Origin of the sequence: Streptomyces sp. NPDC058001, assembly GCF_042886315.1 — a bacterium.
Classification (GTDB): domain Bacteria; phylum Actinomycetota; class Actinomycetes; order Streptomycetales; family Streptomycetaceae; genus Streptomyces.
Map to the genome: position 1 here is coordinate 105,176 of NZ_JBHVQT010000015.1, position 25,387 is coordinate 130,562.

The 25,387-nt window shown below is 72.6% G+C and carries 20 protein-coding genes and 1 pseudogene; 3 read left to right on the forward strand and 18 right to left on the reverse strand.

The features are described 5' to 3' along the window. Positions 1-87: 87 nt before the first annotated feature. The 5 genes from ACFVT5_RS33635 to ACFVT5_RS33655 all read right to left on the reverse strand — a co-directional run bounded on the left by ACFVT5_RS33635 (position 88) and on the right by ACFVT5_RS33655 (position 6,080). A complete protein-coding gene (locus ACFVT5_RS33635; protein WP_389895918.1) occupies positions 88-1,968 on the reverse strand; it encodes an HAD-IA family hydrolase in 1,881 nt (626 codons plus the stop codon). 123 nt (positions 1,969-2,091) lie between these two features. Then, complete coding sequence (locus ACFVT5_RS33640; protein ID WP_389895920.1) at positions 2,092-3,186, reverse strand: ABC transporter ATP-binding protein; 1,095 nt, start codon at positions 3,184-3,186, stop codon at positions 2,092-2,094. A 7-nt stretch (positions 3,187-3,193) separates the two neighbouring features. Beyond that, positions 3,194-4,024 carry an ABC transporter permease gene (locus ACFVT5_RS33645; RefSeq protein WP_389895923.1) on the reverse strand — a complete coding sequence of 277 codons (831 nt, stop codon included), beginning with the start codon at positions 4,022-4,024 and terminating at the stop codon, positions 3,194-3,196. Further along, positions 4,012-4,926 carry an ABC transporter permease gene (locus ACFVT5_RS33650; protein ID WP_389895925.1) on the reverse strand — a complete coding sequence of 305 codons (915 nt, stop codon included), beginning with the start codon at positions 4,924-4,926 and terminating at the stop codon, positions 4,012-4,014. Before ACFVT5_RS33650 ends, ACFVT5_RS33645 begins: the two co-directional genes overlap by 13 nt. Further along, positions 4,923-6,080, reverse strand: a complete 1,158-nt coding sequence (locus ACFVT5_RS33655) for an ABC transporter substrate-binding protein (RefSeq protein ID WP_389895927.1) — start codon at positions 6,078-6,080, stop codon at positions 4,923-4,925. The genes ACFVT5_RS33650 and ACFVT5_RS33655 overlap by 4 nt, the downstream gene beginning before the upstream one ends. 273 nt (positions 6,081-6,353) lie before the next feature. On the opposite strand from ACFVT5_RS33655, the gene ACFVT5_RS33660 reads away from it, so the two are divergent. Further along, the gene (locus ACFVT5_RS33660) at positions 6,354-7,115 is read left to right on the forward strand and encodes a GntR family transcriptional regulator (RefSeq protein ID WP_389895929.1); all 762 of its coding nucleotides are present in this window, start codon (positions 6,354-6,356) and stop codon (positions 7,113-7,115) included. Positions 7,116-7,146: 31 nt separating this feature from the next. Here ACFVT5_RS33660 and ACFVT5_RS33665 read toward each other — a convergent pair whose 3' ends face one another. The 8 genes from ACFVT5_RS33665 to ACFVT5_RS33700 all read right to left on the reverse strand — a co-directional run bounded on the left by ACFVT5_RS33665 (position 7,147) and on the right by ACFVT5_RS33700 (position 15,444). Next, entirely contained in the window at positions 7,147-7,602 is a 456-nt protein-coding gene (locus ACFVT5_RS33665; protein ID WP_389895931.1) for an Lrp/AsnC family transcriptional regulator, read from the reverse strand. Positions 7,603-7,707: 105 nt separating this feature from the next. Continuing rightward, the gene (locus tag ACFVT5_RS33670; protein ID WP_389895933.1) at positions 7,708-8,106 is read right to left on the reverse strand and encodes a hypothetical protein; all 399 of its coding nucleotides are present in this window, start codon (positions 8,104-8,106) and stop codon (positions 7,708-7,710) included. Between the two features lie 100 nt (positions 8,107-8,206). Then, complete coding sequence (locus ACFVT5_RS33675; RefSeq protein ID WP_389895935.1) at positions 8,207-9,649, reverse strand: GuaB1 family IMP dehydrogenase-related protein; 1,443 nt, start codon at positions 9,647-9,649, stop codon at positions 8,207-8,209. A 107-nt stretch (positions 9,650-9,756) separates the two neighbouring features. After that, entirely contained in the window at positions 9,757-10,143 is a 387-nt protein-coding gene (locus ACFVT5_RS33680; protein WP_389895937.1) for a barstar family protein, read from the reverse strand. After that, the gene (locus tag ACFVT5_RS33685; RefSeq protein ID WP_389895939.1) at positions 10,140-10,619 is read right to left on the reverse strand and encodes a ribonuclease domain-containing protein; all 480 of its coding nucleotides are present in this window, start codon (positions 10,617-10,619) and stop codon (positions 10,140-10,142) included. Before ACFVT5_RS33685 ends, ACFVT5_RS33680 begins: the two co-directional genes overlap by 4 nt. Before the next feature lie 79 nt (positions 10,620-10,698). After that, positions 10,699-11,745, reverse strand: a complete 1,047-nt coding sequence (locus tag ACFVT5_RS33690) for a sugar-binding transcriptional regulator (RefSeq protein ID WP_389895940.1) — start codon at positions 11,743-11,745, stop codon at positions 10,699-10,701. A gap of 93 nt (positions 11,746-11,838) precedes the next feature. Beyond that, positions 11,839-12,525 (reverse strand): ribulose-phosphate 3-epimerase, encoded by a 687-nt coding sequence (gene rpe, locus ACFVT5_RS33695; RefSeq protein WP_389895942.1) that lies wholly within the window; start codon positions 12,523-12,525, stop codon positions 11,839-11,841. 702 nt (positions 12,526-13,227) lie between these two features. Then, positions 13,228-15,444 (reverse strand): NADP-dependent isocitrate dehydrogenase, encoded by a 2,217-nt coding sequence (locus tag ACFVT5_RS33700; RefSeq protein ID WP_389895944.1) that lies wholly within the window; start codon positions 15,442-15,444, stop codon positions 13,228-13,230. Positions 15,445-16,181: 737 nt separating this feature from the next. On the opposite strand from ACFVT5_RS33700, the gene ACFVT5_RS33705 reads away from it, so the two are divergent. Next, positions 16,182-17,402, forward strand: a complete 1,221-nt coding sequence (locus ACFVT5_RS33705; RefSeq protein ID WP_389896358.1) for a cytochrome P450 — start codon at positions 16,182-16,184, stop codon at positions 17,400-17,402. 60 nt (positions 17,403-17,462) lie between these two features. Here the strand turns inward: ACFVT5_RS33705 and ACFVT5_RS33710 are convergent, their stop codons facing one another. The 3 genes and pseudogenes from ACFVT5_RS33710 to fmt all read right to left on the reverse strand — a co-directional run bounded on the left by ACFVT5_RS33710 (position 17,463) and on the right by fmt (position 20,610). After that, the gene (locus tag ACFVT5_RS33710; RefSeq protein ID WP_389895946.1) at positions 17,463-18,893 is read right to left on the reverse strand and encodes an RsmB/NOP family class I SAM-dependent RNA methyltransferase; all 1,431 of its coding nucleotides are present in this window, start codon (positions 18,891-18,893) and stop codon (positions 17,463-17,465) included. A 96-nt stretch (positions 18,894-18,989) separates the two neighbouring features. Then, positions 18,990-19,480: pseudogene (locus ACFVT5_RS33715) on the reverse strand (RNHCP domain-containing protein). Positions 19,481-19,674: 194 nt separating this feature from the next. Continuing rightward, positions 19,675-20,610 (reverse strand): methionyl-tRNA formyltransferase, encoded by a 936-nt coding sequence (gene fmt / locus ACFVT5_RS33720; RefSeq protein WP_389895949.1) that lies wholly within the window; start codon positions 20,608-20,610, stop codon positions 19,675-19,677. Between the two features lie 233 nt (positions 20,611-20,843). Here fmt and ACFVT5_RS33725 point away from each other — a divergent pair, with 233 nt between their 5' ends. Continuing rightward, complete coding sequence (locus ACFVT5_RS33725) at positions 20,844-21,377, forward strand: hypothetical protein (RefSeq protein WP_389895951.1); 534 nt, start codon at positions 20,844-20,846, stop codon at positions 21,375-21,377. A gap of 237 nt (positions 21,378-21,614) precedes the next feature. Here ACFVT5_RS33725 and ACFVT5_RS33730 read toward each other — a convergent pair whose 3' ends face one another. Beyond that, on the reverse strand, positions 21,615-23,777 hold the full coding sequence (locus ACFVT5_RS33730; protein WP_389895953.1) for a primosomal protein N': 2,163 nt from the start codon (positions 23,775-23,777) through the stop codon (positions 21,615-21,617). Positions 23,778-23,938: 161 nt separating this feature from the next. Further along, positions 23,939-25,177, reverse strand: coding sequence for a methionine adenosyltransferase (gene metK / locus ACFVT5_RS33735; protein ID WP_389895955.1), 1,239 nt, complete (start codon positions 25,175-25,177; stop codon positions 23,939-23,941). Positions 25,178-25,387: the final 210 nt, after the last annotated feature.

Consider the following 25,387-nt stretch of genomic DNA (forward strand, 5'->3'; position numbering starts at 1 on the left):
TACGGGGGACGCCTAGACCGTACGTTTCGCCGTTCCGCCCGGACAAGGCGCCTCCGTTGCGCGTACACCCGCGATCCATTGCGCCTCTCAAGGGTTTCGCGGCGATTCCTTGCGCACCGTGAACGAGGTCACCACGGCCGCGTGGTCGGAGGGCCAGTCATTGTCCGCGACATCCGGCCAGGGAGCGTTGAATCCGCTGGTCACGGTGGTGGCGTCGCGGACCTCCAGACGGTCCCCGGCGAAAAGGACGTAGTCGATCCGGTCCTGTGGTTCCGGGCGCCCCGAGCCGTCCTCGTGGTCCCGGTGGATCGGCGACCAGGTCGCTCCGGGCTCCCGTACGGGGTCGGGATGGGCCACCCGGTACGCGTCACGCAGCCCGGCGTCCTCGGCGGCGCGGGTGACCGGCCAGGCGACCGGGCCGCGGTCGCCGTGAAGGCGGGCCGCGTCGGCCGTCCAGTCCAGGTGCGAGGGCGTGTTGAAGTCCCCGACGAGCAGCACGGGCACGGTGTCGGCCGCCGCGAGCCCGGCGGCGAGCCCGTCGAGGATTCCGCGCATCCGGCCGGTCCGCCCCGACTCCCCCTCGCGGGCGACCAGTTCCGGTTCCGGCAGCCCCTCGAAGCAGGCGTCGTACGGGCCGTAGGGAGCGCAGTCGAGATGGGCGCTCCACAGGACGACCTCGGTGTCGTGGTCGAGCCGGACCCGGGCGCCGACCGCGCCGTAGAAGCCGGGTGCGGGGTCGCCGTGGCGGGCGGTGATCGGGTAGCGGCTGAGGACGGCCAGGTCGGTGCCCGCCCGGTGGTGGTCCCAGCCGAGCGCGTCGGCGAGTTCCCGCGCGGACGTCGGACCGGTCTCCTGGAGGCCGACGACATCGGCGTCGGCGTCGATCAGCGCCTTGAGCTGCTTGTCGCGGTGCCCGTCGACGGCGGCGCCGCCGAGCCAGAGATTCCAGCTCATCACGCGCAGCACCGGTACGAGGGGTTCCCCGGCGGCGGCCACGGGGACCCGGACGGTGAGCCGGGCGGTACGGCCCTCGGGGTCGGCGGCGGTGACGGTGACCCTGGCGCTGCCGGGGCCGGTCGGCGTACCGGAGAGACGGCCGTCGGCGGACACCCGGACCCAGTCGGGCCCCTCAGCCTTGGCGAAGGTGAATCCGTGACCCGGGTGCGTCTCCCCCACCGGCCCTCGTACCAGCCCGCGCACCAGCCCTCGAACCGTCGCCGTGAACTCCTCGCCCACCCGGGCCCGTCGCGTGGTCAGCTCCCGTACGACGAAGCGGGGACCCGTCGTACCGGTGATCAGGGCGCGCAGCCGGTCCGGCGTCGCCTCCTCCAGGGATGCGAGGACGGTACGGCCGGGGGCCCCGGGAATCGGCGCCAGCGACGGGACGGCGAGGACATGGCAGCCCGCCGCCTCGGCGGACGCGACGCCGGTCGGGGTGTCCTCGACGGCGACGCACGCGCCCGGCTCGACCCCGAGGGCACGGCACGCGGCGAGGTAGGGATCGGGCGCGGGCTTGGTGTCGGCGGTGTCGTCGGCCGTCACGGTGGTCGCGAAGCCGCCCGCGCCCGCGGCGTCGAGTGCGGCGAGCACGGTGTCGGCGACCTGGCGCGGTGAGGCGGTGACCAGGGCCGTGGGAACGCCCTCGTGGCGCAGCGCCCGCAGCAGGGCGACGGCACCCGGGCGCGGCACGACCCCGGACCGCACCCGGGCCGCGAACTCCCGGTGCAGCGCGGCGGCGACGCCGTCGAGGGGCGCACCGGTGGCCCGGCTGAGCACCCCGGCGGTGTACTCGACGGGGCGGCCGAGCACATCGGGCTGATCGGCGCCGGTGAGCGGGCGGCCGAGCCCGACGGCGACCTTGTCCACCGCGTCCCACCACAGCCGCTCGGTGTCCACGAGGGTCCCGTCCATGTCGAACAGAACGGCCTTCAGGAGCGGGGCCGGGGCCGGGGTGCTGCGGTGGGTCACGGAGGTCTTCTTTCGGGCGGGTGAAGTGGGGGGTGGGGCGTGCGAGGGCGCGCGGAAGGGAGGCGGCGGTGTGCCGCCCCGGGATCCGGCGCGCAGGTGATCAGGCGGGCGTCGGGCGGGGGGTCAGGCGGTACGCGGCGCGACCAGTACCGGCCGCTCCGGCAGCGTCACCGTCACCGGGGCGCCCGGCGCGAGCGCCGCCGCCTCGTGCGTGGGCAGGTCCGCCTTGACCTCGGTGGCGCCGGCGAGCCGCACGGTGAGCCGGATCGCGGAGCCGAGGAACGCGGTCGCGACGACCCGCGCGGTGCCCTCGGCGTCGGCGGCGACCCGGACGGCCTCGGGACGGACCAGCACGTCCACGTCGAGGGCGCCTTCGGGCGCGTCCCCGTCCAGGGGCAGCCGCCGGCCCAGCACCTCGACCGTGTCCCGCGCCTCGGCGAGCCGGCCGGGGACCCGGCTCATCGTGCCGACGAACTCGGCGACGAACGCCGTCGTGGGCCGGGCGTACAGCTCGGCGGGCGCCGCGCACTGCTCCAGACGTCCGGCGCGCATCACCGCGACCCGGTCCGCCATGGACAGGGCCTCCTCCTGGTCATGGGTCACGAACAGCGTGGTGATGCCCAACTCCTGCTGGAGCCGGCGGATCTCCTCACGCAGGTTCAGCCGGACCTTGGCGTCCAGCGCGGACAGCGGCTCGTCGAGGAGCAGGACGCGCGGGCGCAGGGCGAGCGCGCGGGCGAGCGCGATCCGCTGCTGCTGGCCGCCGGAGAGCTGGTGCGGATACTGGTCGCCCCGGTCGGCGAGGCCCACCAGGTCGAGGAGTTCCGCGGCGCGGGCCCGCCGCTCGCCGGTACGGATCTTGCGCATCCGCAGCCCGAAGGCGACGTTGTCGAGGGCGCTGAGATGCGGGAAGAGGCTGTACGACTGGAAGACCATGCCGGCGTCGCGGCGGTGGGCCGGGACCCGGGTGACGTCCTCGCCGTCGACCAGGATGTCGCCGGAGTCGGGGTGTTCGAACCCGGCGAGCATCCGCAGCGCGGTGGTCTTGCCGCAGCCGGACGGGCCGAGCAGGGCGAGGAGTTCGCCGGGCCGCGCGGTGAGGTCGAACCCGTCGAGGGCGACGGTGCTCCCGAACGCGCGGCGCAGACCGCGGAATTCGACGGTGGCGGCGGAGGTGCCGGCCGGTTCGGCCTGGGTGGCGGGGGCGGTGAGCGTCATGGTGGGGTCACTTCTGCGAGTCGGTGAGGGAGGGGGCGCGGCGTCCGCCGAACGCGGCGAGCGCCAGCAGCAGCGCCCAGGTCACGAGCAGGCTGAGCACGGACACGGCGACGGACATCTGGGCCTGCGAGCCGCTGATGTTGACGATCCACACGGCGAACGGCCTGAAGCCCAGGAGCTGGGCGACGGTGAACTCGCCGAGCACCAGCGCCAGGGTGAGGAAGGAGGCGTTGAGCAGGGCGCCACGCAGATTGGGCAGTACCGCGCGGACGAGGGCCTGCGTCCCGTTCGCGCCACAGCTGCGGGCGGCCTCCATCAGGGTGCGCACGTCGATGGCGCGCAGTCCCGCGTCCAGTGCCCGGTACACGAACGGCAGCGCCATCACGACGTACGCGAGGACGAGCACGACGGGGAAGTCCGGGTCCTGGATCGCCACGAAGGTCTGGAACAGCGGCGTGGTGGAGAGGTGTTCGGGTCCCCACTTGAGGACGGTGCCGATGCCGGCGACGAACGCGATCGGCGGGACGACCAGCGGCAGCGAGCAGACGACCTCGACCACGGGCCGCAGCCGGGGCGCGCCGAGCCGCAGCGCGACCATCGCGGGCACCATCAGGAGCAGCACCACGGCGATGGTGGCGGCGGCGAGTTCGAGGGAGAGCAGCAGACTGGTGAGGAAGCCCTCGGTGCCGAGGATGCGGCCGTAGGCGTCCAGGTTCACGCCCTGGTTCGGCACGTCGACGGTGAAGACGACCGAGGCGGCGAGCGGCAGCAGGAAGTACAGGGCGGCGACGGCGAGGACGACTGCGCGCCAGGGCCGCCGGGAGGTCAGGCGAGCCATCGCGCGCTCCGTCGTTGCAGGGGCAGGTACACGGCCATCACGAGGGCCGCGACGAGAACCATGTCGAGGCTGAGGGCCAGCGCCACGTTCTCCTGGCCGACCAGGACGTTGCCCGAGATGGCGTCGGCGATCTGGAGGGTCACCAGCGGGACGGAGCTGCCGACCATCGCGGCTGCGGTCGCGTACGCGGCGAAGGCGCTGCCGAAGAGCAGGACGAAGCCGCCGAGGAGCGAGGGCGTGAGCACCGGCAGGGCGACATGGCGCCAGTACTGGGTGTGCGTGGCGCCGTTGTTCTGGGCGGCCTCGCGCCACTGGGTGCGCAGTCCGTCGAGCGCGGGGGTGATGGTGAGGACCATCAGCGGGATGAGGAAGTACAGATAGGTAAGGGTCAGACCGGTGAAGCTGTAGAGGTTCCAGCCCTTGTCGGCGAGGCCCAGATGGCGGGTGAGGACACCGGAGTTGCCGAGCGTGGCGACGAACGCGAAGGCGAGCGGGACCCCGCCGAAGTTGGCGAGGACACCGGACGCGGTGAGGACCGCCTCGCGCAGGGCGCGGAAGCGTGAGGTCACCACGGCCTGGGCGAGCAGCAGTCCGAGGACGGTGGCGATCATCGCGGAGACGGCGGACAACTTGACGCTGCCGAGCAGGGCGGTGAGATAGGCGCCCCGCAGCGAGGCGCTGAGGTTCTCGGTGCTGTACGAACCGGCGCCGGTGACCGGGTCCTTGACGGTGAAGGCGCCGTCGAGCATGGCGAGCGCGGGGATCCCGAAGGCGAGCGCCACGAACACGAGGAGCGGGACGACGGCGAGCCCGCCGGCCCCGCGGCGCCGCCGCCCCGAGGGGGCGGCGGGCGCTGCGGCGGCGCGGCGCGGCGGCGAGCCGGCGGTCAGGTCGGACGTCACCCGGAGACAGCCTTGCCCCAGCCCTGGGCGAGGACGCCCTTGGCCTTGTTCTGCTGGGCCTCGGTCGGGAAGGTCGGCGTGCCGGAGACCTTCGGCAGCCGGGCGGCGGCGTCCTTGTCGAGCGTTCCGGCCTTGTCCATGGCGACCATCAGCGCCGGGCGGGCGTAGCCCTTCAGCCACAGGTTCTGGCCCTCGGCGCTGTAGAGGTACTCCTGCCACAGCCGGGCAGCGGCCGGGTGCGGGGCGTCCTTGTTGATGGCCTGCGAGTAGTACTGGGCGAACGTGCCGTCCTCGGGGACGGCGACCTTCCAGTCGACGCCCTTGCTCTTGAACTCGTCGGCGTATCCGGCGTTGAGGTAGTCCCAGTCGATGGAGATGGGCGTCTCGCCCTTCTCGACGGTGGCCGGCGTGGACTCCACGGGCGTGTAGTTGCCGTTCTTCTTCAGCTTCGCGAAGAAGTCCAGGCCGGGCTGGATGTCGTCGAAGGAGCCGCCATTGGCGAGGGCCGCCGCGTAGACGCCGCCGAACGCGGAGCCGGACTTGGTCGGGTTGCCGTTGAGGGCGACCTTGCCCTTGTACTCGGGCTTCAGGAGGTCCTTGAAGGTGGTCGGGCAGACCTTGACCCGCTTGGCGTCGCAGCCGATGGAGACATAGCCGCCGTAGTCGTTGAACCAGCGGCCCTCCGGGTCCTTCTGCCCCTCGGGGATGTCACCGAAGGCGGCCACCTTGTACGGGGCGGTCAGGTCCTGCTGGGCGGCGCTGAGCGCGAAGGAGCTGCCGAGGTCGAGGACGTCGGGGGCACGCTTCTGGCCCTTGCGTGAGGTGACCGCGTTGATCTCGTCCTGGCTGCTGCCGTCGGGGTTCTCGACCTCGATCTTGATGCCGTACTTCTTGGTGAACCCGTCGATCAGCGCACCGTAGTTGGCCCAGTCGCGGGGCAGCGCGATGGCGTTGAGCGTGCCTTCCTTCTTCGCCGCCGTGACCAGGGCGTCCATGCCGCCGAAGTCCTCGGCGGAGGTCGCGGTGGCCGCGCTCTTGCCGTCGCCGGCCGAGGTCGACTTGTCGGGGGCCGCGCCACAGGCGCTGAGGGTGAGGGCGGCGACGGCCGCCAGGCCGCCGGCGAGGACGGCGCTTCTCGGCAGGGACACGGTCACGATCTCTCCTGGGGTGCTGCCCGGCTCAGCGGTGCGGGCACGGGCGGGACAGAGAACTTGTTCGAACAAGTTGCCCTCAGTAGGCCCGGTGGCGATGTCTCGTCGGTTAACTCCGGGCGAACCGTTCCCGCCTGTTCCCCGGACACTCGTTCTCGGTACGGGGCACACCGGGGCCTCGTTTATCGTGGTCGCGTGGTGCGTGGTGTGCACAGCCACTGAGGGACAGCCGCCAAGGACAGCCGCCGAGGGACAGCCGCCGATGGGAGGGGGAGCATGACGGCCCGACATGAGGAGATCGCCGAGGAGTTGCGCCGGGCGATCGACCGCGAGGAGTACGCCGTGGGCGGACTGCTGCCGCCCGAGACGGAACTCGCGGCCCGGTACGCCGTCTCGCGCGGCACCGTCCGGCAGGCCGTCGCCGCGCTCACCGCCGAGGGGCTGATCGGGTCCCGGCAGGGCGCGCGCCGCGTGGTCCTGGCCAGCCGCCGCAGCCAGAGCTTCGCCGAACTCCGCAGCTTCGCGCAGTGGGCCCGCTCGATGGGGCGTACGGCGACGGGCCGGGTGGTGGAATCGGAGTACCGCCAGGCCACGGCACCGGACGCGCTGCGCCTCCAACTGGCGCCCGGGGCAAGGGTCCTGTCGGTACTGCGGCTGCGCGGTCTGGACGGCGAGCCGGTCCTCCTGGAGCGGACCGTGTACGCGGACTGGATCGCGCCCGCGGTGGAGCGGATCGAGCCGGACTGCCCGTCGGTGACACAGCGTCTGTTCGAGGACACGGGCCTGGTGTTCGCGTACGGGGAACATCTCATCGACGCGGTCGCGGCGGGGGCGCGGGACGCGGAGCTGCTCGGGGTGCGCCGGACGAGTCCGCTGCTGCGGGTGCGGCGGATCACCACGACCCGCGAGGGCCGCCCGGTGGAGTGGTCCGACGACCGCTACCGGTCGGACACGGTCACCTTCAGCGTCCACAACTCGATCGGCAACAACGCGCTGGCGCGGCAGACGGGACCGGGACTCGGACTCACCGGCGACTGACGCGAACGGGCACCCGCACCCGCAGGACTTCCTAGCCGGGCGCCCCGGACGAGAAGCGCCTGAGCAGCGGCGACAGTACGAGCACGGACTTGGTGCGCTCCACGTAGGGCTCCCCCGCGATCCGTTCGAGTACGCGCTCGAAGTGCCGCATGTCGGAGGCGAAGACCTGCACGATCGCGTCCGCCTCACCGGTCACGGTGGACGCCGACACGACCTCCGGATAGCGCTCAAGACCCCGGTGGATGGTCTCGGGCGAGGTCTTGCCCCGGCAGTAGATCTCCACGAAGCCCTCGGTCTCCCAGCCGAGCGCCGCCGGGTCCACGCGCACGGTGAACCCGGTGATGGCGCCGATGGCGCGCAGCCGGTCGACGCGCCGCTTCACGGCGGGCGCCGAGAGGCCCACCTGCTGGCCGATGTCCGCGAAGGAGCGGCGGGCGTCCTCGGCGAGGGCGTGCACGATGCGTTCGTCGAGATCGTTCAGTCGCACGGAGCGTGGATCACTTCTCTCGGAGGCGGGCCGGGCGCGGGAGTGGCCCGTACAGGAAGAGGCGGGGGTGGCCCGTACAGGAAGTAGAACACGCGTCGCCGGTGGTCAGGAGGGGTCGTCGCCGGGCCGGTCCGCGAGCCCCCGGGCCGCCGCCTCCATGTCCGCGTCGAATTCCAGGCCCTCGTCGCGGTGGCGCGCGGCCTGCTCGTCGATCCAGCGGTGGTGGGCCTCCCAGGCGGCCTGCTTGCTGGTGCCGAGGGCCGCGCCGATCTGGGTCCACGAGGCGCCGGCGGCGCGGGCCGCGCGGACGGAGAGCTGCCGCCCGTAGGCCGCCTTGCGGGCCACGACCTCGCTGAGGGCGAGGAGTTCCAGCAGCTCCTGACGGTTCAGTGCCTCGCCGGCCGCACCGGCGTCGGCGAGCGAGTCACGGCCGCGCAGCTCGTCGAGGCGGGTGACCGCGGTACGCAGGGTGTGGGCGGGCTCGATGCTCTGCGGTGTCGTCATGCCCTCAGCATCGCGTCAGGGCCACTTGACGTCAAGAGGACCTGACGTCAGGCGACCCTGACAGACCTGCCGGTCGGTGTCCGCCGGTAGCGCTCGCGACTCAGTTCCAGCTGGCGTGCAGCGGCTTCCCCTCGGCGTACCCGGCCGCGCTCTGCACCCCGACGATCGCCTTCTCGGCGAACTCCTCCAGCGAGTTCGCGCCGGCGTAGGTGCAGGCGGAGCGGACGCCCGCGATGATCGAGTCGATCAGGTCCTCGACGCCCGGACGGCCCGGGTCGAGGAACATCCGCGAGGTGGAGATGCCCTCCTCGAACAGCGCCTTGCGGGCCCGGTCGTACCCCGACTCCTCGCTGGTGCGGTTACGGACCGCCCGCGCCGACGCCATCCCGAAGGACTCCTTGTACAGCCGCCCGTCGGCGGCCTGCTGAAGGTCGCCCGGGGACTCGTACGTACCGGCGAACCAGGAGCCGATCATGACGTTGGACGCCCCGGCGGCCAGCGCCATCGCCACGTCCCTGGGGTGCCGCACCCCGCCGTCGGCCCAGACGTGCTTGCCGTACTTCTTCGCCTCGGCCGCGCACTCCAGGACCGCCGAGAACTGCGGGCGGCCGACCCCGGTCATCATGCGCGTGGTGCACATGGCACCGGGACCGACGCCGACCTTGACGATGTCGGCGCCCGCCTCGATCAGGTCGCGTACGCCCTCGGCGGCGACGATGTTGCCGGCCACCAGCGGGACCTTCGGGTCGAGCGCCCGGACGGCCTTGATCGCGGAGAGCATCGACTCCTGATGGCCGTGCGCGGTGTCCACGACGAGGGTGTCGACCCCGGCGTCGAGGAGCTGCGCGGCCTTGCCCGCGACATCGCCGTTGATCCCGACGGCGGCGGCGATCCGCAGCCGGCCTCCGGCGTCGGTGGCCGGTGTGTACAGGGTCGCGCGCAGCGCGCCCCGGCGGGTGAGGATGCCGACCAGGCGGCCGTCGGCGTCCACGGCGGGGGTGTAGCGGCGGTTGGCGCCGTCGAGCCGGTGGAACGCCTCGCGGGGCTCGATGTCCGCGTCGAGGATCACCAGGTCCCGGGACATGACCTCGGTGAGCTGGGTGAAGCGGTCCACCCCGGTCAGGTCCTCGTCGGTGACGACACCGATCGGGCGGTGGTCGCCGTCCACGACCACGCCGGCGTTGTGCGCGCGCTTGGGCAGCAGCGCGAGCGCGTCCGCGACGGTCTGGTGCGGGGCGAGCACGATGGGGGTGTCCAGGACGAGATGCCGCTGCTTGACCCAGGAGATGACGTCCGTGACGACCTCGATCGGGATGTCCTGCGGGATGACGACGAGGCCACCGCGCCGGGCGACGGTCTCGGCCATCCGGCGGCCCGCGATCGCGGTCATGTTCGCCACGACAAGCGGGATGGTGGTGCCCGTGCCGTCCGGCGACGCCAGGTCGACGCCCTGCCGCGAGCCCACCGCGGAACGGCTCGGCACCATGAAGACGTCGTCGTACGTCAGGTCGTACGGAGGCTGGAGGTCATTGAGGAAACGCACGTGCCGCTCATCCCAGTCGATCAGAGGTGGCCCCCGGACAGGTCAGCCGGGGGGAAGAGCACGTACTTCAGTGTCCCATGACGGCGCGAATGCCCGGTCCGGGACGATCACCCAGGCGTCCCGGCCCCGGCGTCGTCGGATCCTCCATCGCCGATGGTGAGCAGGATCTCCATCCCGGTGTCCCGGCCGCGCCAGTACGTGACGGCGTCCGCGAACACCTCCTGGGCGGTGCCCCACTCGTCGGGCCGGGTACCGGCGTACGTCTGCCAGCCCGTGACGAGGAGGACCCTGCCCTGTGCGGGCGGGGCCCAGGACAGATCGGTGAGGCAGTCGGCGAGCGCGTCCCAGTTCCGGCCGAACCAGTCGGGCAGGTCCAGGGCGCGGGCGCAGCGCTCCATGAAGGCGGCCTTGTCGGCGACGCCCCGGAGGTCGAGCCGTGTGGTGGTCCAGCCGCTGGCGCGCAGCGCCTGGGTCAGGGTGGGCCCGGCCGTCATCGCAGTACCGCCTTGAAGGACGCGTAGTGGTCGTCGGTGTAGTAGATCTCGCCGCCGTCGCCGCTGACCAGGCGCCGCGCGCCCCGGTCGCGGGAGCCGGGCGTGGGGACCGTGTACTCGTGGTAGTAGCCGCGCTGATGCTGCGGCAGCAGTCGCTCGAAGTTCCCGAAGACCACCCCGTCCCTGGTGTACGGGAACGGGCCGCCCTGGTCGATGAGGCGGAGGGTGTCACGGGCCTCGGCGGGCAGCCGCTCGGCGGTCACGGTGACCATGCCGTGCGCCCAGCCGGGGGTGGTGACGGCAGTGGCGACGGTGGGCCGCGTACTCGTGCCGCTGTCGGTGCCGGCGCACCCGGCGAGGGAGCCGAGCAGACCGATCAGGGCGACCAGGGCGACCAGCGGGCCCAGTGGGATCAGGAGGAGAGGGCGACGGACGAGCGGCGCGGTGAGCGCGCGCCGGACAGGCGTCAGCGGCATGGCACCGATGCTGTCACGCCCCCCGGCACCCGGCCTGTCGTCGCGGCCAGGGCCGTACTCCTCGCCGCGTCGTCCCCCGTCATCCCTCGCCGTCGGGGTCCTCGCGGGCCAGCGCGGGGCGCGGCGGGGGTCCCGCCGCCATCAGGAAGTCCGCCGCGGCGGTGTCCGTGACGAGGCTGGTGACCAGGCCCGAGCGGAGCACCGCGTCGATCGCGGGCGCCTTGCGCTGCCCGCCCGCGATGGCGATGACCTCGGGGATACGGCGCAGCCGGTCGGCCTCGACCGTTATACAGCGCTCCCCCAGGTCCCGCCCGATCCGTCGGCCCTCGGCGTCGAAGAGGTGCGCCGACATCTCGGCGGCGACCCCGAGCGAGGCGTAGTGGGAGCGCTCCTCGTCCGTGAGCATGTCGTGGACGGTGGAGATACCGGCCTCCCAGGAGCCGATGGAGACACAGGCGACGGTCACCTTGTCGAAGTACTCGAAGGCGCGGGCGATCCCGGTCTGCCGGCGCAGCGCGGTGGCGGTGGCCACATCGGGCAGCAGCATGGGCGCGTAGATGGGGTGGGCGTCGCCGCCGGACACCTGGGCGGCCCTGCGGACCGCCTCGACGGAGCCGCGCTCGGCGGTCCCGGCGTCGTACACACCCGTGAGCTGCACGACCGTGCAGGGCGGCAGCCGGTCGAGCGCCGCCGCCATGTGAATGGTCGAACGGCCCCAGGCCAGGCCGAGGACATCGCCCTCCGCGACCAGCTCACCGAGGAGGTCGGCGGCGACCTCGCCGAGGTTCTCGGGGTCGGGCGACTCCTCGGCCTCGGCCGGGGACTCCACGACCACGGCGTGCCGCAGACCGTAGCGGGCGCGCAGCGCGTCGGAGCGCTCCGCGTCCAGCTCGGCGGGCACACGGATCTCGATGCGTACGAGATCGCGCTCCAGAGCGGTCTCCAGGACCCGGGCCACCTTGAAGCGGCTCACGCCGAACTCCTCGGCGATCTGGATCTTGGATTTGCCCTCAAGGTAGAAGCGGCGGGCCATGGCCGCCGCCTGCACCAGCTCAGCGGGTCCCATCCGCAGAGCTGATCGGCCCGCCGACAAGCCAGTCACGGCTTTCTCCTCACTGCTGTTCACTCACTGCTGTTCACAACCTGGATTCGCCGTTCATCCTTGCAGATCCGGCGTACTTGATCAGTCCCGATGGACGGCCGTTCACGTTCCCGTGGCTCAGTGGTCGCATGCCCAGGCCGCGGCGGCCGTGGCCGTCTCCGCCCGGGTGCGCAGTGCACGTACCGCGTCGGCGGGATCGGCGGCGCCGTACACAGCGGAGCCCGCCACGAAGACGTCCGCGCCCGCCTCGGCGCACCTCTCGATGGTGGAGTCCGAGACTCCTCCGTCGACCTGGAGCCACAGCTCCAGGCCGTGCTTGGTGATCAGCTCCCTGGTCCGGCGGATCTTCGGCAGCATGATGTCGAGGAACGCCTGCCCGCCGAAGCCCGGCTCCACCGTCATGATCAGGAGCATGTCGAGTTCCGGGAGCAGATCCTCGTACGGTTCGATCGGGGTGGCCGGCTTCAGTGCCAGCGAGGCGCGCGCGCCCTTGGCGCGGATCTCCCGCGCCAGCCGCACGGGCGCCGCCGCCGCCTCGACATGGAAGGTGACCGACCCGGCGCCCGCCTCGATGTACTGGGGGGCCCAGCGGTCGGGGTCCTCGATCATCAGATGGCAGTCGAGCGGGGTGTCCGTGGCCCGCGCCAGGGACTCCACCACCGGGACCCCGAGGGTCAGATTGGGGACGAAGTGGTTGTCCATCACGTCGACATGGAGCCAGTCGGCGCCCTCCACCGCCCGCGCCTCATCGGCGAGACGGGCGAAGTCGGCGGAGAGAATACTGGGATTGATCTGCGCGGCCATGCCTCAAGCCTGCCATGCCTGACGGACCTCACCGGCGTCGGTCCGTACCAATCCTTTACTAAGGCACGCGGTGCCGGGGCCTCCGGCTGGTACGGGTAGATATGGCGAGGCGAATGGCACGGGGTGCCGCCGCACTGGCAAACGCGGTAAAAGGCTTGTTGCGGGTTCGGTCGCTCGGCACCGCCGGAATGCACCATTTCGGCTGGTCGCCGTCGCGGCGGAGAAGGAAACGCCGGCGGTGGGGATGGGCGCCCGGCGATGGGCGAAACGAGTCCCCGGGCCGCAGCCACGATCCGCCTCCGGCCCGGCCGGGTGGCGCCTTGATCGAATGGAAAGCCCGGCACCCCCGGAATGCTTGACGCCGCCCCGGCGGAGAAAGAGGACGGCCGCAGTGGGGAGGGGCGCCCGGCGATGGGGGAACCGAGCCCCCGTGGCCACGATCCGCCTCCGGCCCGGCCGGGTGGTGCCTTGGTCGGATGGCAAGCCCGGTACCGCCGGAATGCGCCGTCTCGGCGGGTCGCCGTCGCGGCGGCGAAGGAGACGGCGGCGGTGGGGATGGGGATGGGGATGGGGGTGCGGTGGTCGGGAACCGAGCGCCCGGCCGTGGCCGATCCGCCTCCGGCCCAGCCGCCGCCGGTACACGTCCGCCCCGGTCAGGCGGTGCGCGGCCGGGGCGGACGTGTATCGGGTGTCCCAGGAGGATCAGAGCGAGTCGATCGCCTGGTTGAACGTCTTCGACGGGCGCATCACGGCCGCGGCCTTGGCCGGGTCGGGCTGGTAGTAGCCGCCGATGTCGACCGGGGAGCCCTGGACGGCGATCAGCTCGTCGACGATGGTGCTCTCCTGCTCGCCGAGCGTCTTGGCGAGCGGCGCGAACGCCTCGGCGAGCTGGGCGTCGCCGGTCTGCCCGGCCAGCTCCCGCGCCCAGTACAGGGCGAGGTAGAAGTGGCTGCCACGGTTGTCGATGCCGCCCAGCTTGCGGCTCGGCGACTTGTCCTCGTTGAGGAAGGTGCCGGTCGCGCGGTCCAGGGTGTCGGCGAGGACCTGGGCGCGGGCGTTGCCGGTGGTGGTCGCCAGGTGCTCGAAGCTGACCGCGAGCGCCAGGAACTCACCGAGGCTGTCCCAGCGCAGGTAGTCCTCCTTGACGAGCTGCTGGACGTGCTTGGGCGCGGAGCCGCCGGCACCGGTCTCGAAGAGTCCACCGCCGTTCATCAGCGGGACGACCGAGAGCATCTTCGCGCTGGTGCCCAGTTCCAGGATCGGGAACAGGTCGGTCAGGTAGTCACGCAGCACATTGCCGGTGACGGAGATCGTGTCCTCGCCCCGGCGGATGCGCTCCAGGGAGAACGTGATCGCGTCGACCGGGGCCAGGATCTCGATCCGCAGCCCCTCGGTGTCGTGCTCCGGCAGGTAGCGCTCGACCTTCTCGATCAGCCGTGCGTCGTGCGCGCGGCCCGCGTCGAGCCAGAACACGGCCGGGTCGCCGCTCGCGCGGGCGCGGGTGACGGCGAGCTTGACCCAGTCCTGGATCGGCAGGTCCTTGGTCTGGCACATCCGGAAGATGTCACCGGCGCCGACGGTCTGCTCCAGGACGGCGTTCCCGGCCGCGTCGACGACGCGCACGGTGCCGGTGGTGGCGATCTCGAAGGTCTTGTCGTGGCTGCCGTACTCCTCGGCCTTCTGCGCCATGAGACCGACGTTCGGCACCGAGCCCATGGTCGACGGGTCGTACGCGCCGTGGGCGCGGCAGTCGTCGAGGACGGCCTGGTAGATCCCGGAGTAGCTGCTGTCGGGGAGCACCGCGAGGGTGTCGGCCTCCTCGCCGTCCGGGCCCCACATGTGCCCCGAGGTGCGGATCATGGCCGGCATGGACGCGTCCACGATGACATCGCTGGGGACGTGCAGGTTGGTGATGCCGCGGTCGGAGTCGACCATCGCGAGGTCGGGACCTTCGGCGATCTCGGCCTCGAAGGACGCCTTGATCGCGGCGCCGTCGGGCAGTGACTCCAGGCCCTTGAGGATGCCGCCGAGGCCGTCGTTCGGGGAGAGACCGGCGGCGGCGAACGTCTCGCCGTACGCGGCGAACGTCTTCGGGAAGAACGCGCGCACCACATGGCCGAAGATGATCGGGTCGGAGACCTTCATCATCGTCGCCTTGAGGTGCACCGAGAACAGGACGCCCTCGGCCTTGGCGCGGGCGATCTGCGCGGTGAGGAACTCACGCAGCGGTGCGACGCGCAGCACGGACGCGTCGACGACCTCGCCCGCGAGTACCGGTACGGACTCGCGCAGCACGGTGGTGGTGCCGTCGTCCCCGGCCAGCTCGATGCGGAGCGCACCGGCTTCGGCGACGACCGCGGACTTCTCGGTGGAGCGGAAGTCGTCGGCGCCCATGGTGGCGACGTTCGTCTTCGAGTCGGCCGACCAGGCACCCATACGGTGCGGGTGCGCCTTGGCGTAGTTCTTCACCGAGGCGGGCGCGCGGCGGTCGGAGTTGCCCTCGCGCAGCACCGGGTTGACGGCGCTGCCCTTGACCTTGTCGTAGCGGGCGCGGATGTCGCGCTCCTCGTCGGTCTTCGGATCGTCCGGGTAGTCCGGCAGCGCGTAGCCCTGCGTCTGAAGCTCGGCGACGGCCGCCTTGAGCTGCGGGATCGACGCCGAGATGTTCGGCAGCTTGATGATGTTGGCCCGCGGCGTCCTGGCCAGCTCGCCCAGCTCGGCGAGAGCGTCATCGATACGCTGCCCTTCCTGGAGGTACTCCGGGAAGCCGGCGATGATCCGCCCCGCCAGCGAGATGTCACGGCTGTCCACCGTGACGCCGGCGGTCGAGGCGTACGCCTGAATGACGGGCAGGAACGAATACGTCGCCAAGGCCGGGGCCTCGTCGGTGTGCGTATAGATGATGGTCGAGTCAGTCACCGGGTGCTCCGCTCCACTCCACGTCTGCAACATTGCTCGACATCAAGATATCCCGACCCCCACCCACTCACGACAGGGCCCTGTCGGCCCCGAATCCGGAACACGGGCGCCCGCCGGGCTCGACGGGTACGCGGGTGGTGCACGGGCAAGCTCGACGGGCACGCGGATGGTGACGGGCAAGCAGAGGACGCCCCCACCGCCCCCAGAGCCTTCCCGGGCCCCGCAACGGCCGCCCACCACGGAGCGCGAAGCGGGGCCCTCGGAACCGCTCGGGCATCGCAGAGCACCCCTCCCGCTAGAACCGCCGGGTTCCCTATCCGCCGCCACGGTGACCACCCGGGACGGAGCGGCCCGGCGGTGCCGAGCGACCGCACCCATCCCACCCCGCCAAAGCCCCGCCCAGCGACCCACAGCCGCCGAGAACCCACCCGGTAGCACCACCCGGCTTCCCTCTCCACCACGACGGCGACCACCCGGCAGCACCGCCGGGATCCCTTCTCCGCCGCGACGGCGACCGGCCGGGACGGCGCAGCCCGGCGGTGCCATGCGACCGCACCCCATCAACACCCCACCCCACCCACATCCCCCTCCATCAACACCCCATCAACACCCCCGGACACCCCCACCCCGCCAAAGCCCCGCGCAGCGGCCGTCGGCCGATTGGCGCACGCCGAAGCGTCCCGACGGTTCGGCAAGTCGCCAAAGGCATATCCATGAGCCAGCGAAGGCCGCTGGAAATGGAGAACCGCGTGACACCCCGAAGCAGTGAAGCGACCCCGTGTCCGTTCGACTTCAGCGAGGGACTGGACTTCGATCCCTCGCTCGCGGCGCTGATGGCCCGCGACTCACTCCCCCTGATCAGACTCCCCTACGGCGACGGCGACGCCTGGCTGGTCACCGGGTTCGACGGTGTGCGCCAGGTGACCACCGATCCACGCTTCAGCCGGGCGGGGATCATGGGCTCGGACTATCCGCGGCTGACGCCGGAGCCCATCGTCTCGCCGGAGTCGATCAATGTGATGGACCCGCCGGGCAGCAGCCGCCTCAGGCATCTGGCAGCGCAGGCGTTCACCACACGGCACGTGGACCGGATGCGGCGCGGGATCATCCGGCTCGCCGACGACCTCCTGGACGAGATGGCCGCGCAGGGTCCGCCCGCCGACCTGGCCCGCCAACTGTCGAACCAACTCCCGCAGCAGACGATCTACGACGTACTCGGCATCGCCCGGGACAACTGGCCACGGATGCAGCGGTACACCCATGAGTTGCTCGCCACGGGTCCGGGCAGCCGCGAGAGCGCCGCGAACGCCAAGGCGGAGCTGCGGAGTTACTTCGGCGAACTGGTCGAACAGCGGCGGCGCTCGCCGGGCAAGGACCTGATCAGCGCGCTGGCCGCGGCCGGGGACGGCGAGGACGCGCTCGATGACGGGGAGGTGGCGGTGATGGCCCTGACGCTGGTGCTCAGCGGACAGGACACGGCCACCTGCCAGATCAGCAACATCGCCTATGTGCTGCTGACCCGCCCCGAACTGATGCGGCACCTCAGGGACCGGCCGGAGACCTTGACGGGCGTCCTGAACGAACTGCTCCGCGTCATCCCGTTCCGCAAGGGCGTCGGCATTCCCCGCGTCGCACTGGAGGACGTGGAGCTGGACGGCGTACGGATCCGGGCGGGCGACTTCGTGCACGTCTCGTATCTGACGGCGAACCACGACCCCGCGCGCTACGCGGACCCGCACGCCGTCGACCCGGAGCGGACGCCCGCCCCGCACATGACCTTCGGCTGGGGCGGACACCGGTGCATCGCCGTCCCGCTGGCCATGGCGGAGCTCGAAGTGGCCGTCGGACGGCTCATCGAACGGTTCCCGGGGCTGCGGCTCGCGGTACCGCCGGAGGAGATCCGCTGGGACACGGACACCATCCGCCGCTTCCCCCTAGAACTGCCGGTGACCTGGTAGCACCGGTGAGCGGACGGCACGGAGAGCCGCACCGCAGAGGACCGCACCGGTCGCCGTCGCTCAGTCGGTGCGGCGCAGCAGGGCCAGGTACATCGCGTCCGTGCCGTGCAGATGCGGCCACAGTTGGATGTCGGGTCCGTCGCCGAGCGCGGGGACGCCGGGCAGCAGCGGGCGGGCGTCGAGAAGTTCGGCGCCGCCCCGGTGCGCGAGGACGTCGTCCACGACGGCCCGGGTCTCCGCGAGATGCGGGGAGCAGGTCGCGTAGCCGACGACCCCGCCGACCCGGACGGCGTCCAGCGCCTTCTCCAGGAGGGACCGCTGAAGCGGCGCGAACCCGGCGAGGTCGTCCGGGCGCCGCCGCCAGCGGGCCTCGGGGCGGCGGCGCAGGGCACCGAGCCCGGTGCACGGCACATCGACCAGGACCCGGTCGAAGGAGCCGGGCCGCCACGGCGGACGGGTCCCGTCGGCGACGACGACCTGATACGGGCCCGGGTTCCCCGCGAGTGCCTGGGCGACGAGTCCGGCGCGGTGCGGCTGCTTCTCGGCGGCGAGCAGGACGGCGCCGCGCTCGGCGGCGATCCCCGCGAGCAGCGCGGCCTTGCCGCCGGGGCCCGCGCAGCCGTCGAGCCACCGCTCGTCGCGGCCTTCGACGGGCGCATGGGCGAGGGCCAGCGCGACGAGCTGACTGCCCTCGTCCTGGACGCCGGCCAGGCCCTCGCGCACCGCGTCGAGCGCGCCGGGCTCCCCGCCCTCGGTGAGCCGCACGGCGTACGGCGACCAGCGGCCCGGCAGCGCCTGGTCGCCGAGCCCTTCGAGCAGTGCATCGGCGCCGATTCGGCCGGGCCGGGCGACGAGGGTGACCTCGGGACGTTCGTTGTCGGCTTCGAGCAGCTCCTCGATGCCGGCCCGGCCACCGCCGAGCGCGTCCCACAGCGCCGACACGACCCAGCGCGGATGCGAGTGCACGACGGAGAGATGGTCCTCGGGGTCCTCGTCGTACGGGGGCGCGACCCGCTCCAGCCAGCTGTCCAGGTCCTCCTGCGCGATCTTGCGGAGCACGGCGTTGACGAACTTGGCGCGACCGTCGCCGAGGACGACCCGGGCCAGCTCGACGGAGGCGGAGACGGCGGCGTGCGAGGGGATACGGGTGCCGAGCAACTGGTGGGCGCCCAGGCTCAGGACGTCCAGGACGGGTGGGTCGACCTCACGCAGCGGCCGGTCGACACAGGCGGCGATCACGGCGTCGTAGGTGCCCTGGCGGCGCAGTGTGCCGTACACCAGCTCGGTGGCGAGGGCGGCGTCACGGTCCTCGAAACCGCCCTGTTCGCGGGCCCTGCGCAGCAGCGGTGGAAGGACGAGGTTGGCGTACGCGTCCCGCTCGTCGACGGCCCGCAGCGCCTCGAAGGCGAGGATCCGTACGGGGTCCTTCTTGGGGCGGCGGTAGGGCTTGCCGCCCGGTTTGCCGGGACGGCGACGCGGCTGCTCGTTCACGAAAAGGTGCTCCGGGGAAGAGAGGGAGGTGCACCGACCAGCGTACGTCGTGGCCGGGCACCGCCCGCTCTCCCCCGAATCCCTACTTGCTGCTTCCTACAGCGAGCCCAGCCGCTCCAGCGGGAACGGTGGCCGGGCCAGTGGCAGCACCGCGAGCCGGGTCAGCGGCAGTGCGTTGTCGTCGCCGGCGGTGCGGTTGGCGTGCAGGACACCGCAGCCGGTGCAGCGGTGCACGAGCACCCACTCGCCGTCCCCCGCACGGATATGGCGAGCGGTTCCATCCGGGCGCCGCAGTCCGCGGCCCGGTCGCCGGGGGCGTCGTCAAGGTGACGGCTCCACAGGCAGTTCGGGCAGTGGTTGCGGTAATCGGTACCGGCCGCGGTCATGGGTACGTCGAGACCGCAGTGGAGACAGCGGAAGGACTCGGCGCGCCCCTCGGCACGGGCTCTCGCGGAGGTGTTACGCACTCCTCCTGAGGTGTTACGGACTCTTCCCGAGGTCTCTCGGGTTCTTCTGGTGGTGCGGGACATCGTGGAAACGACTCCTGGGCGATACGGAACGGACACGGCAGTTGCCTTCCGGCACATGCTCAAATCCGTCTCGCTCCCGGGGAGTTGGGGAGTTCACGCCACGCTGACGGGTTCCCTTCCTCGGACGCGAGAACGGTCCCGTGGGGCCCGGGGCATACAACACCACCTTCTGGTTCGGGTCAGAATCCGATGACACCCCGGACCCGCCCTTCCCGGCAACTCAATTACGGGCACCCCGGCGGCCGGAGCCGTCAGCGCGCCGCCAGCACCTCACCCTCGGCGATGCGTACGCCCCGGGCCCAGTCCGCCGCGCGCATCGGCTTCTTGCCCTGTGCCTGGACCCACAGCAGTTCCACGGCGAACGAACCCGTGCCCACGTGCACATGGTTCTTGCCGACGGACAGCGCACCGGGCGCGAGATCCGTGTGGTCCGGGGCGAGGGCGACGTGGATGAGCTTGAGCCGCTCGCCCCGGAACACCGTCCAGGCGCCGGGCGAGGGCGTGCAGCCGCGCACCACACGGTCCACCCGCAGCGCGGGCGCCGCCCAGTCGACGTGGGCGTTCTCGACGGAGATCTTCGGTGCCGTCGTGATGCCGTCGGCGGGCTGCGGTACGGCCTTGAGGGTGCCGTCCTCGATGCCGTCCATGGTCGCGGCGAGCAGCCCGGAGCCCGCGAACGCGAGCCGGGTGAGCAGATCGCCGCTGGTGTCGGTGGGCCGGACCGCCTCGGTGACCGTGCCGTACACCGGTCCCGAGTCCAGGCCCTCCTCGATCAGGAAGGTGGAGGCGCCGGTGATCTCGTCACCGGCCATGACCGCGTGCTGCACGGGCGCCGCGCCGCGCCAGGCGGGCAGCAGCGAGAAGTGCAGGTTCACCCAGCCGTGCGTCGGGATGTCGAGGGCGACGCGGGGCAGCAGGGCACCGTACGCGACGACGGGGCAGCAGTCGGGGGCGATCTCCCGCAGGCGCGCGAGGAACGCCTCGTCCCGTGGCTTCCCGGGCCGCAGCACCTCGATCCCGGCCTCCTCGGCGCGCTGCGCGACGGGGCTCGCGACCAGATGGCGACCGCGTCCCGCGGGTGCGTCGGGACGGGTGACGACGGCCACCACCTCGTGCCGGTCGGAGGCGATCAGGGCGTCCAGGGCGGGTACGGCGACCTCGGGGGTGCCTGCGAAGACGAGCTTCATCGGTGACTGTCGGCCTCTCGGGCAAGGTTCGTGACGGGCAGCGCACCAGTCTATGGGCGGCGGACGCGGGGTACGCCGGGGGCGTACAGGCGCCCGCGCGCCCTGCGCGTATGCCCTTGCGCCCCGGCACCGTGACCACATACCGCGTGACGCGTTGGTCAAGAGAGAGTTGACCACAGCGGGCCGCGGTCGCGGCCCGATCCCCTTTCACCGCCGGTTCGAGAGGCTTGTTCATGGCCGACCACGCAACCCACGACGCACAGGCACGGGCCAGCCTGCACCTGTTGGTGCGGGACATCGAGCGGGTCCGCCGGCAGGTGGACGCGCTGCGCACCCTCACCGCCCAGCTGGGCAACGTCTACCGCCCGCGCCGCTCCGGCCCGTCCACGGGCTTCGTCGTCTACGGCCGGGCCCCCGCTCCCACCGTCCGGCTCGCCCAGGAACTCCGGGACAGCGTCGAGACCCTGGTCACGGCGGCCGTGGACTTCGACCGCTCGCTGGGCTTCTCGTGGGACGCGGTGGGTTCGGCGCTCGGCGTGACCAAGCAGGCGGTGCACCGGCGGTACGGGGCACGGCGGGCCGCGGCGCAGGCGGCGGCGGAGGCCGAGCGGGCCACCGAGCCGTCCGGCTCGCAGCCGGTCGGCGTCGGGTCCCCGCTCCCCACGGTCCCCGCCGCCCGCTCCATGCCGACCCAGCCCCTGGCCGGCAGCCCCACCCTCCGCGACGCCCCCCAACCGGGAGTCTTCCCGGGCCCGCGCAACGGCTGACCCCACCGCGCAGCAGCTGCTGGGAGCGACGCCCAGCAGCTGCGCACGGTCAGCGTCACCGCCGGGTTTCCACTCCCACCACCGGTTCGGGTTTCCTTCTCGGCGCGACGGGCGCGACGGCCAGCAACCGGGACGGTGCGGCCCGGCGGTGCCGAGCGACCGCACCGGCCACTGAAGCCCCACCCGACCGAGCACCGCGCAGCGGCCGTCGCCCGCCAAAGCCCCGCGCAGCGGCCGTTACCCGATGTCGGGCGGATCGATCCGCACCCGTACCGTTCCTCTACTGCCCCCGGCGCCCCGCGCCGCTCGCGCGGCCTGGGCGATCTTCAGGGCGCCGGCCAGCGCGGCCCCGCTCCCCCGCGGCACCCGGATCAACGCCCGCTCCCATCGCTCCCCCGGTGGTGGCGCCCCGATCCGCCGGGCCGCGGGGCGCCCGGCCTCCACGACGGGCAGCGGCACCGGCCCCAACACCTCGGCGTCACCGGGCAGTTCGGCCGAGGCGAGGAATTCGGCCACCGCGTCGGGCGGCCCGGAAACCGCCGCCATCCGCGACACGGGCGGGAACCCCAGCTCGGCGCGCTCCGCCAACTCCCGTACCGCGTGGCCCACCGGGTCCCACCGCACCAGCGCCTGTACGGGCCGCAGCGTCGGTTCGGCGACGACCACGACGGTGCCGCCCGCGCCCTGGTCCCGTACCAGCGCGGCGGCGCCGATCCAGTGCCGCAGCGCTTCCTCGCCCGCGCGCAGGTCGGGCCGCCCGAGCATCGCCCACCCGTCGAGCAGCAGCGCCGCGGCGTACCCGCCCTCGGCGACGGGCTCCGCGCCCGGTGTGCTCACGACCAGCGCGGGCGCGTCCGGCACGGTGTCCAGGATCTGTTCACGCCCCGACGTCCGCACCGGCACCGCGGGAAAGGCCCGGCCCAGCTCCTCGGCCGTACGCCGCGCGCCGACGACCTGGGCCCGCAGCCGGAACCCCCCGCACTCGGGACAGTGCCAGGCGCCCTCCTCCTGCCCGCACCACCCGCACCGCAGCGCCGCGCTGCCGTCCCGCGCCTCCAGCGGCCCGGCACAGTGTCGGCACCGGGCGGGCTCCCGGCACCGCTCGCAGGCCAGCCGAGGTACGTAGCCACGCCTCGGCACCTGGACCAGTACGGGCCCATGGCGCAGCCCCTCACGGGCGACCTGCCAGGCGAGGCTGGGCAGCCGGGCGGCGCGCGCGGCCTCGTCGCGCGCGAGGTCGACGTCGCCGACGGTCCGTACCAGCGGCGCGGCGCCCCGCACCTGTTCCCGGTCGGCGACGAGGGGCCCCGCCCAGCCGCTCTCGACGAGCTGGGCGGCCTCGACCGTGCAGCCCACGTCGCCGAGCAGGAATCCGCTCCGGTCGTGCGCGGCGCGCAGCAACAGCACTTCGCGCGCGTGGGGTTGGGGCGCGTGCGGCTCACTGTGGCTGGAGTCGCCGTCGTCCCAGATCGCGACCAGGCCGAGGTCCCGTACCGGCGCGAACATCGCGGCGCGGGTACCGACCACGGCCCGCACCGCGCCGCGCCGCACGGCGAGCCACTGCCGGTACCGCTTCTCGGGCCCGGCGTCGGCCGTGAGCACAGCGTGCCGTCCCGGCCCGAGCAGCGCGGTCAGCGCGGCGTCGACCCGGGCGACGACCCGCCCGTCCGGTACGACGACGAGCGCGCCGCGCCCCGAGGCGAGCGTCGCGGCGACGGCACGGGCGAGTTCGTCGGCCCACAGGGGCCCCGGAAGCGCGTTCCACACGGCGCGTGGCGCACCCCCCGTCGCGAGGGCGTCCAGGAAGGCGGGCCCCCGTCCGTACCGCACCCAGGATCCGGGGTCAGGGGCGGGGGGCGGCGGCAGGGGCTCGGGCGACGGCTTGCCCTCCGCGCGGGCGTTGCGCGGCGGCACCGCGAGCTGGAGCACATCGGCGAGGCTGCCCGCGTACCGGTCGGCGACGGCCCGCGCCAGGCCGAGCAGTTCGTCCCCGAGCACCGGCTCGGGCGACACCACCTGGGCGAGCGCGGCCAGCGGCCCGGAGTACTCCGACTCGGCGACGCGCTCCACCAGGAATCCGTCGACCAGACCGCCGCCCTCGCGGCGCCCGTCCCGCACCTGATGCCGCCCGGCGCCGAACCGCACCCGCACCCGCACCCCGGGCTGCGCCTGCTCGTCCAGCTCGGCGGGGACGGCATAGTCGAAGTACCGGTCGAGATGCAGCACGCCCTTGTCCACGAGCACCCGCGCGACGGGCAGCTCACCGGCGAGCGCGGCACCCCGCCAGGTCCGCGGCTTGGCCCGGGGCACCTTGGCCTGACGCACACTGTCCCGAATCAACGCCAACTGCTCGGGCACACCCCGTCCGCCCCCGTCACCCTCCCCGTCCTGACCGCTCACACCAGCATTCCTACCAGACCCCTCCGACACCACGACCTGCCGCGACCTGCCACGACCACCCGCCGAACGACGCAGACGCACGGCCTGATCCCGGGACGCGAAGAGGCCCGGCCCCCCTCCAAGGGTTGCCGGGCCTCCCGTGCTGACCGTGGTCGCTTCGGCTACAGTCCCGCCGCCTTGCGCAGGGCGTCCACGCGGTCCGTCTTCTCCCAGGTGAAGTCGGGCAGTTCACGGCCGAAGTGGCCGTAGGCCGCCGTCTGGGCGTAGATCGGGCGGAGCAGGTCGAGGTCGCGGATGATCGCGGCCGGGCGGAGGTCGAAGACATCCGTGATCGCGGACTCGATGCGCTCCGTGTCGACCTTGTTCGTGCCGAAGGTCTCCACGAACAGGCCCACGGGCTCGGCCTTGCCGATGGCGTACGCGATCTGGACCTCGCAGCGGGACGCGAGACCGGCGGCGACGACGTTCTTGGCGACCCAGCGCATCGCGTACGCGGCGGAGCGGTCGACCTTGGACGGGTCCTTGCCGGAGAATGCGCCGCCACCGTGACGGGCCATGCCGCCATAGGTGTCGATGATGATCTTGCGTCCGGTGAGTCCGGCGTCGCCCATCGGGCCGCCGATCTCGAAGCGCCCGGTCGGGTTGACGAGGAGCCGGTAGCCCTCGGTCTCCAGCTTGATGCCGTCGTCCAGGAGTGCCTTCAGCTCCGGCTCGACCACGAACTCGCGGATGTCGGGCGCGAGCAGCGAGTCGAGGTCGATGTCGGAGGCGTGCTGGGACGACACCACGACCGTGTCGAGCCGGACGGCCTTGTCGCCGTCGTACTCGATGGTGACCTGGGTCTTGCCGTCGGGGCGCAGGTAGGGGATGGTCCCGTTCTTGCGGACCTCGGACAGGCGCCGCGAGAGGCGGTGCGCGAGGTGGATCGGGAGCGGCATCAGCTCGGGCGTCTCGTCGCACGCGTAGCCGAACATCAGGCCCTGGTCGCCGGCGCCCTGCTTGTCGAGGTCGTCGTCGTCCTCTCCAAGGGATGACGCGCCGCGGGAGGCCCCCTCGACCCGCTTCTCGTACGCCGTGTCGACGCCCTGGGCGATGTCGGGGGACTGGGAGCCGATGGACACCGACACGCCGCAGGAGGCGCCGTCGAAGCCCTTCTTCGATGAGTCGTAGCCGATCTCAAGGATCTTGTCGCGCACCAGCTGTGCGATCGGCGCGTACGCCTTCGTCGTGACCTCACCGGCCACATGTACCTGGCCGGTGGTGATCAGCGTCTCCACGGCGACCCGGGAGGTCGGGTCCTCCCGCAGAAGCGCGTCGAGAATGGTGTCGCTGATCTGGTCAGCGATCTTGTCGGGGTGACCCTCGGTCACGGACTCCGAGGTGAAGAGACGGCGGGACACATCGCTCCCTGAGGTTGCAGCGGCTGCTGGCTGTTCATTGGCGGACCGGCCGGGAGCTGCGCCCGGCGTGGTCCGACACCAGTTTATCGGTCGGGCTCGTCCGCCGGACCAGGTGTCTCGCCACGTGGGAGCCCTGTGACCTGCGGCACTGGCATTCTGCGGTACTGCGCACTCCGCCACCAGGGCGGAACCCGGATTCTAGGGGGGTCA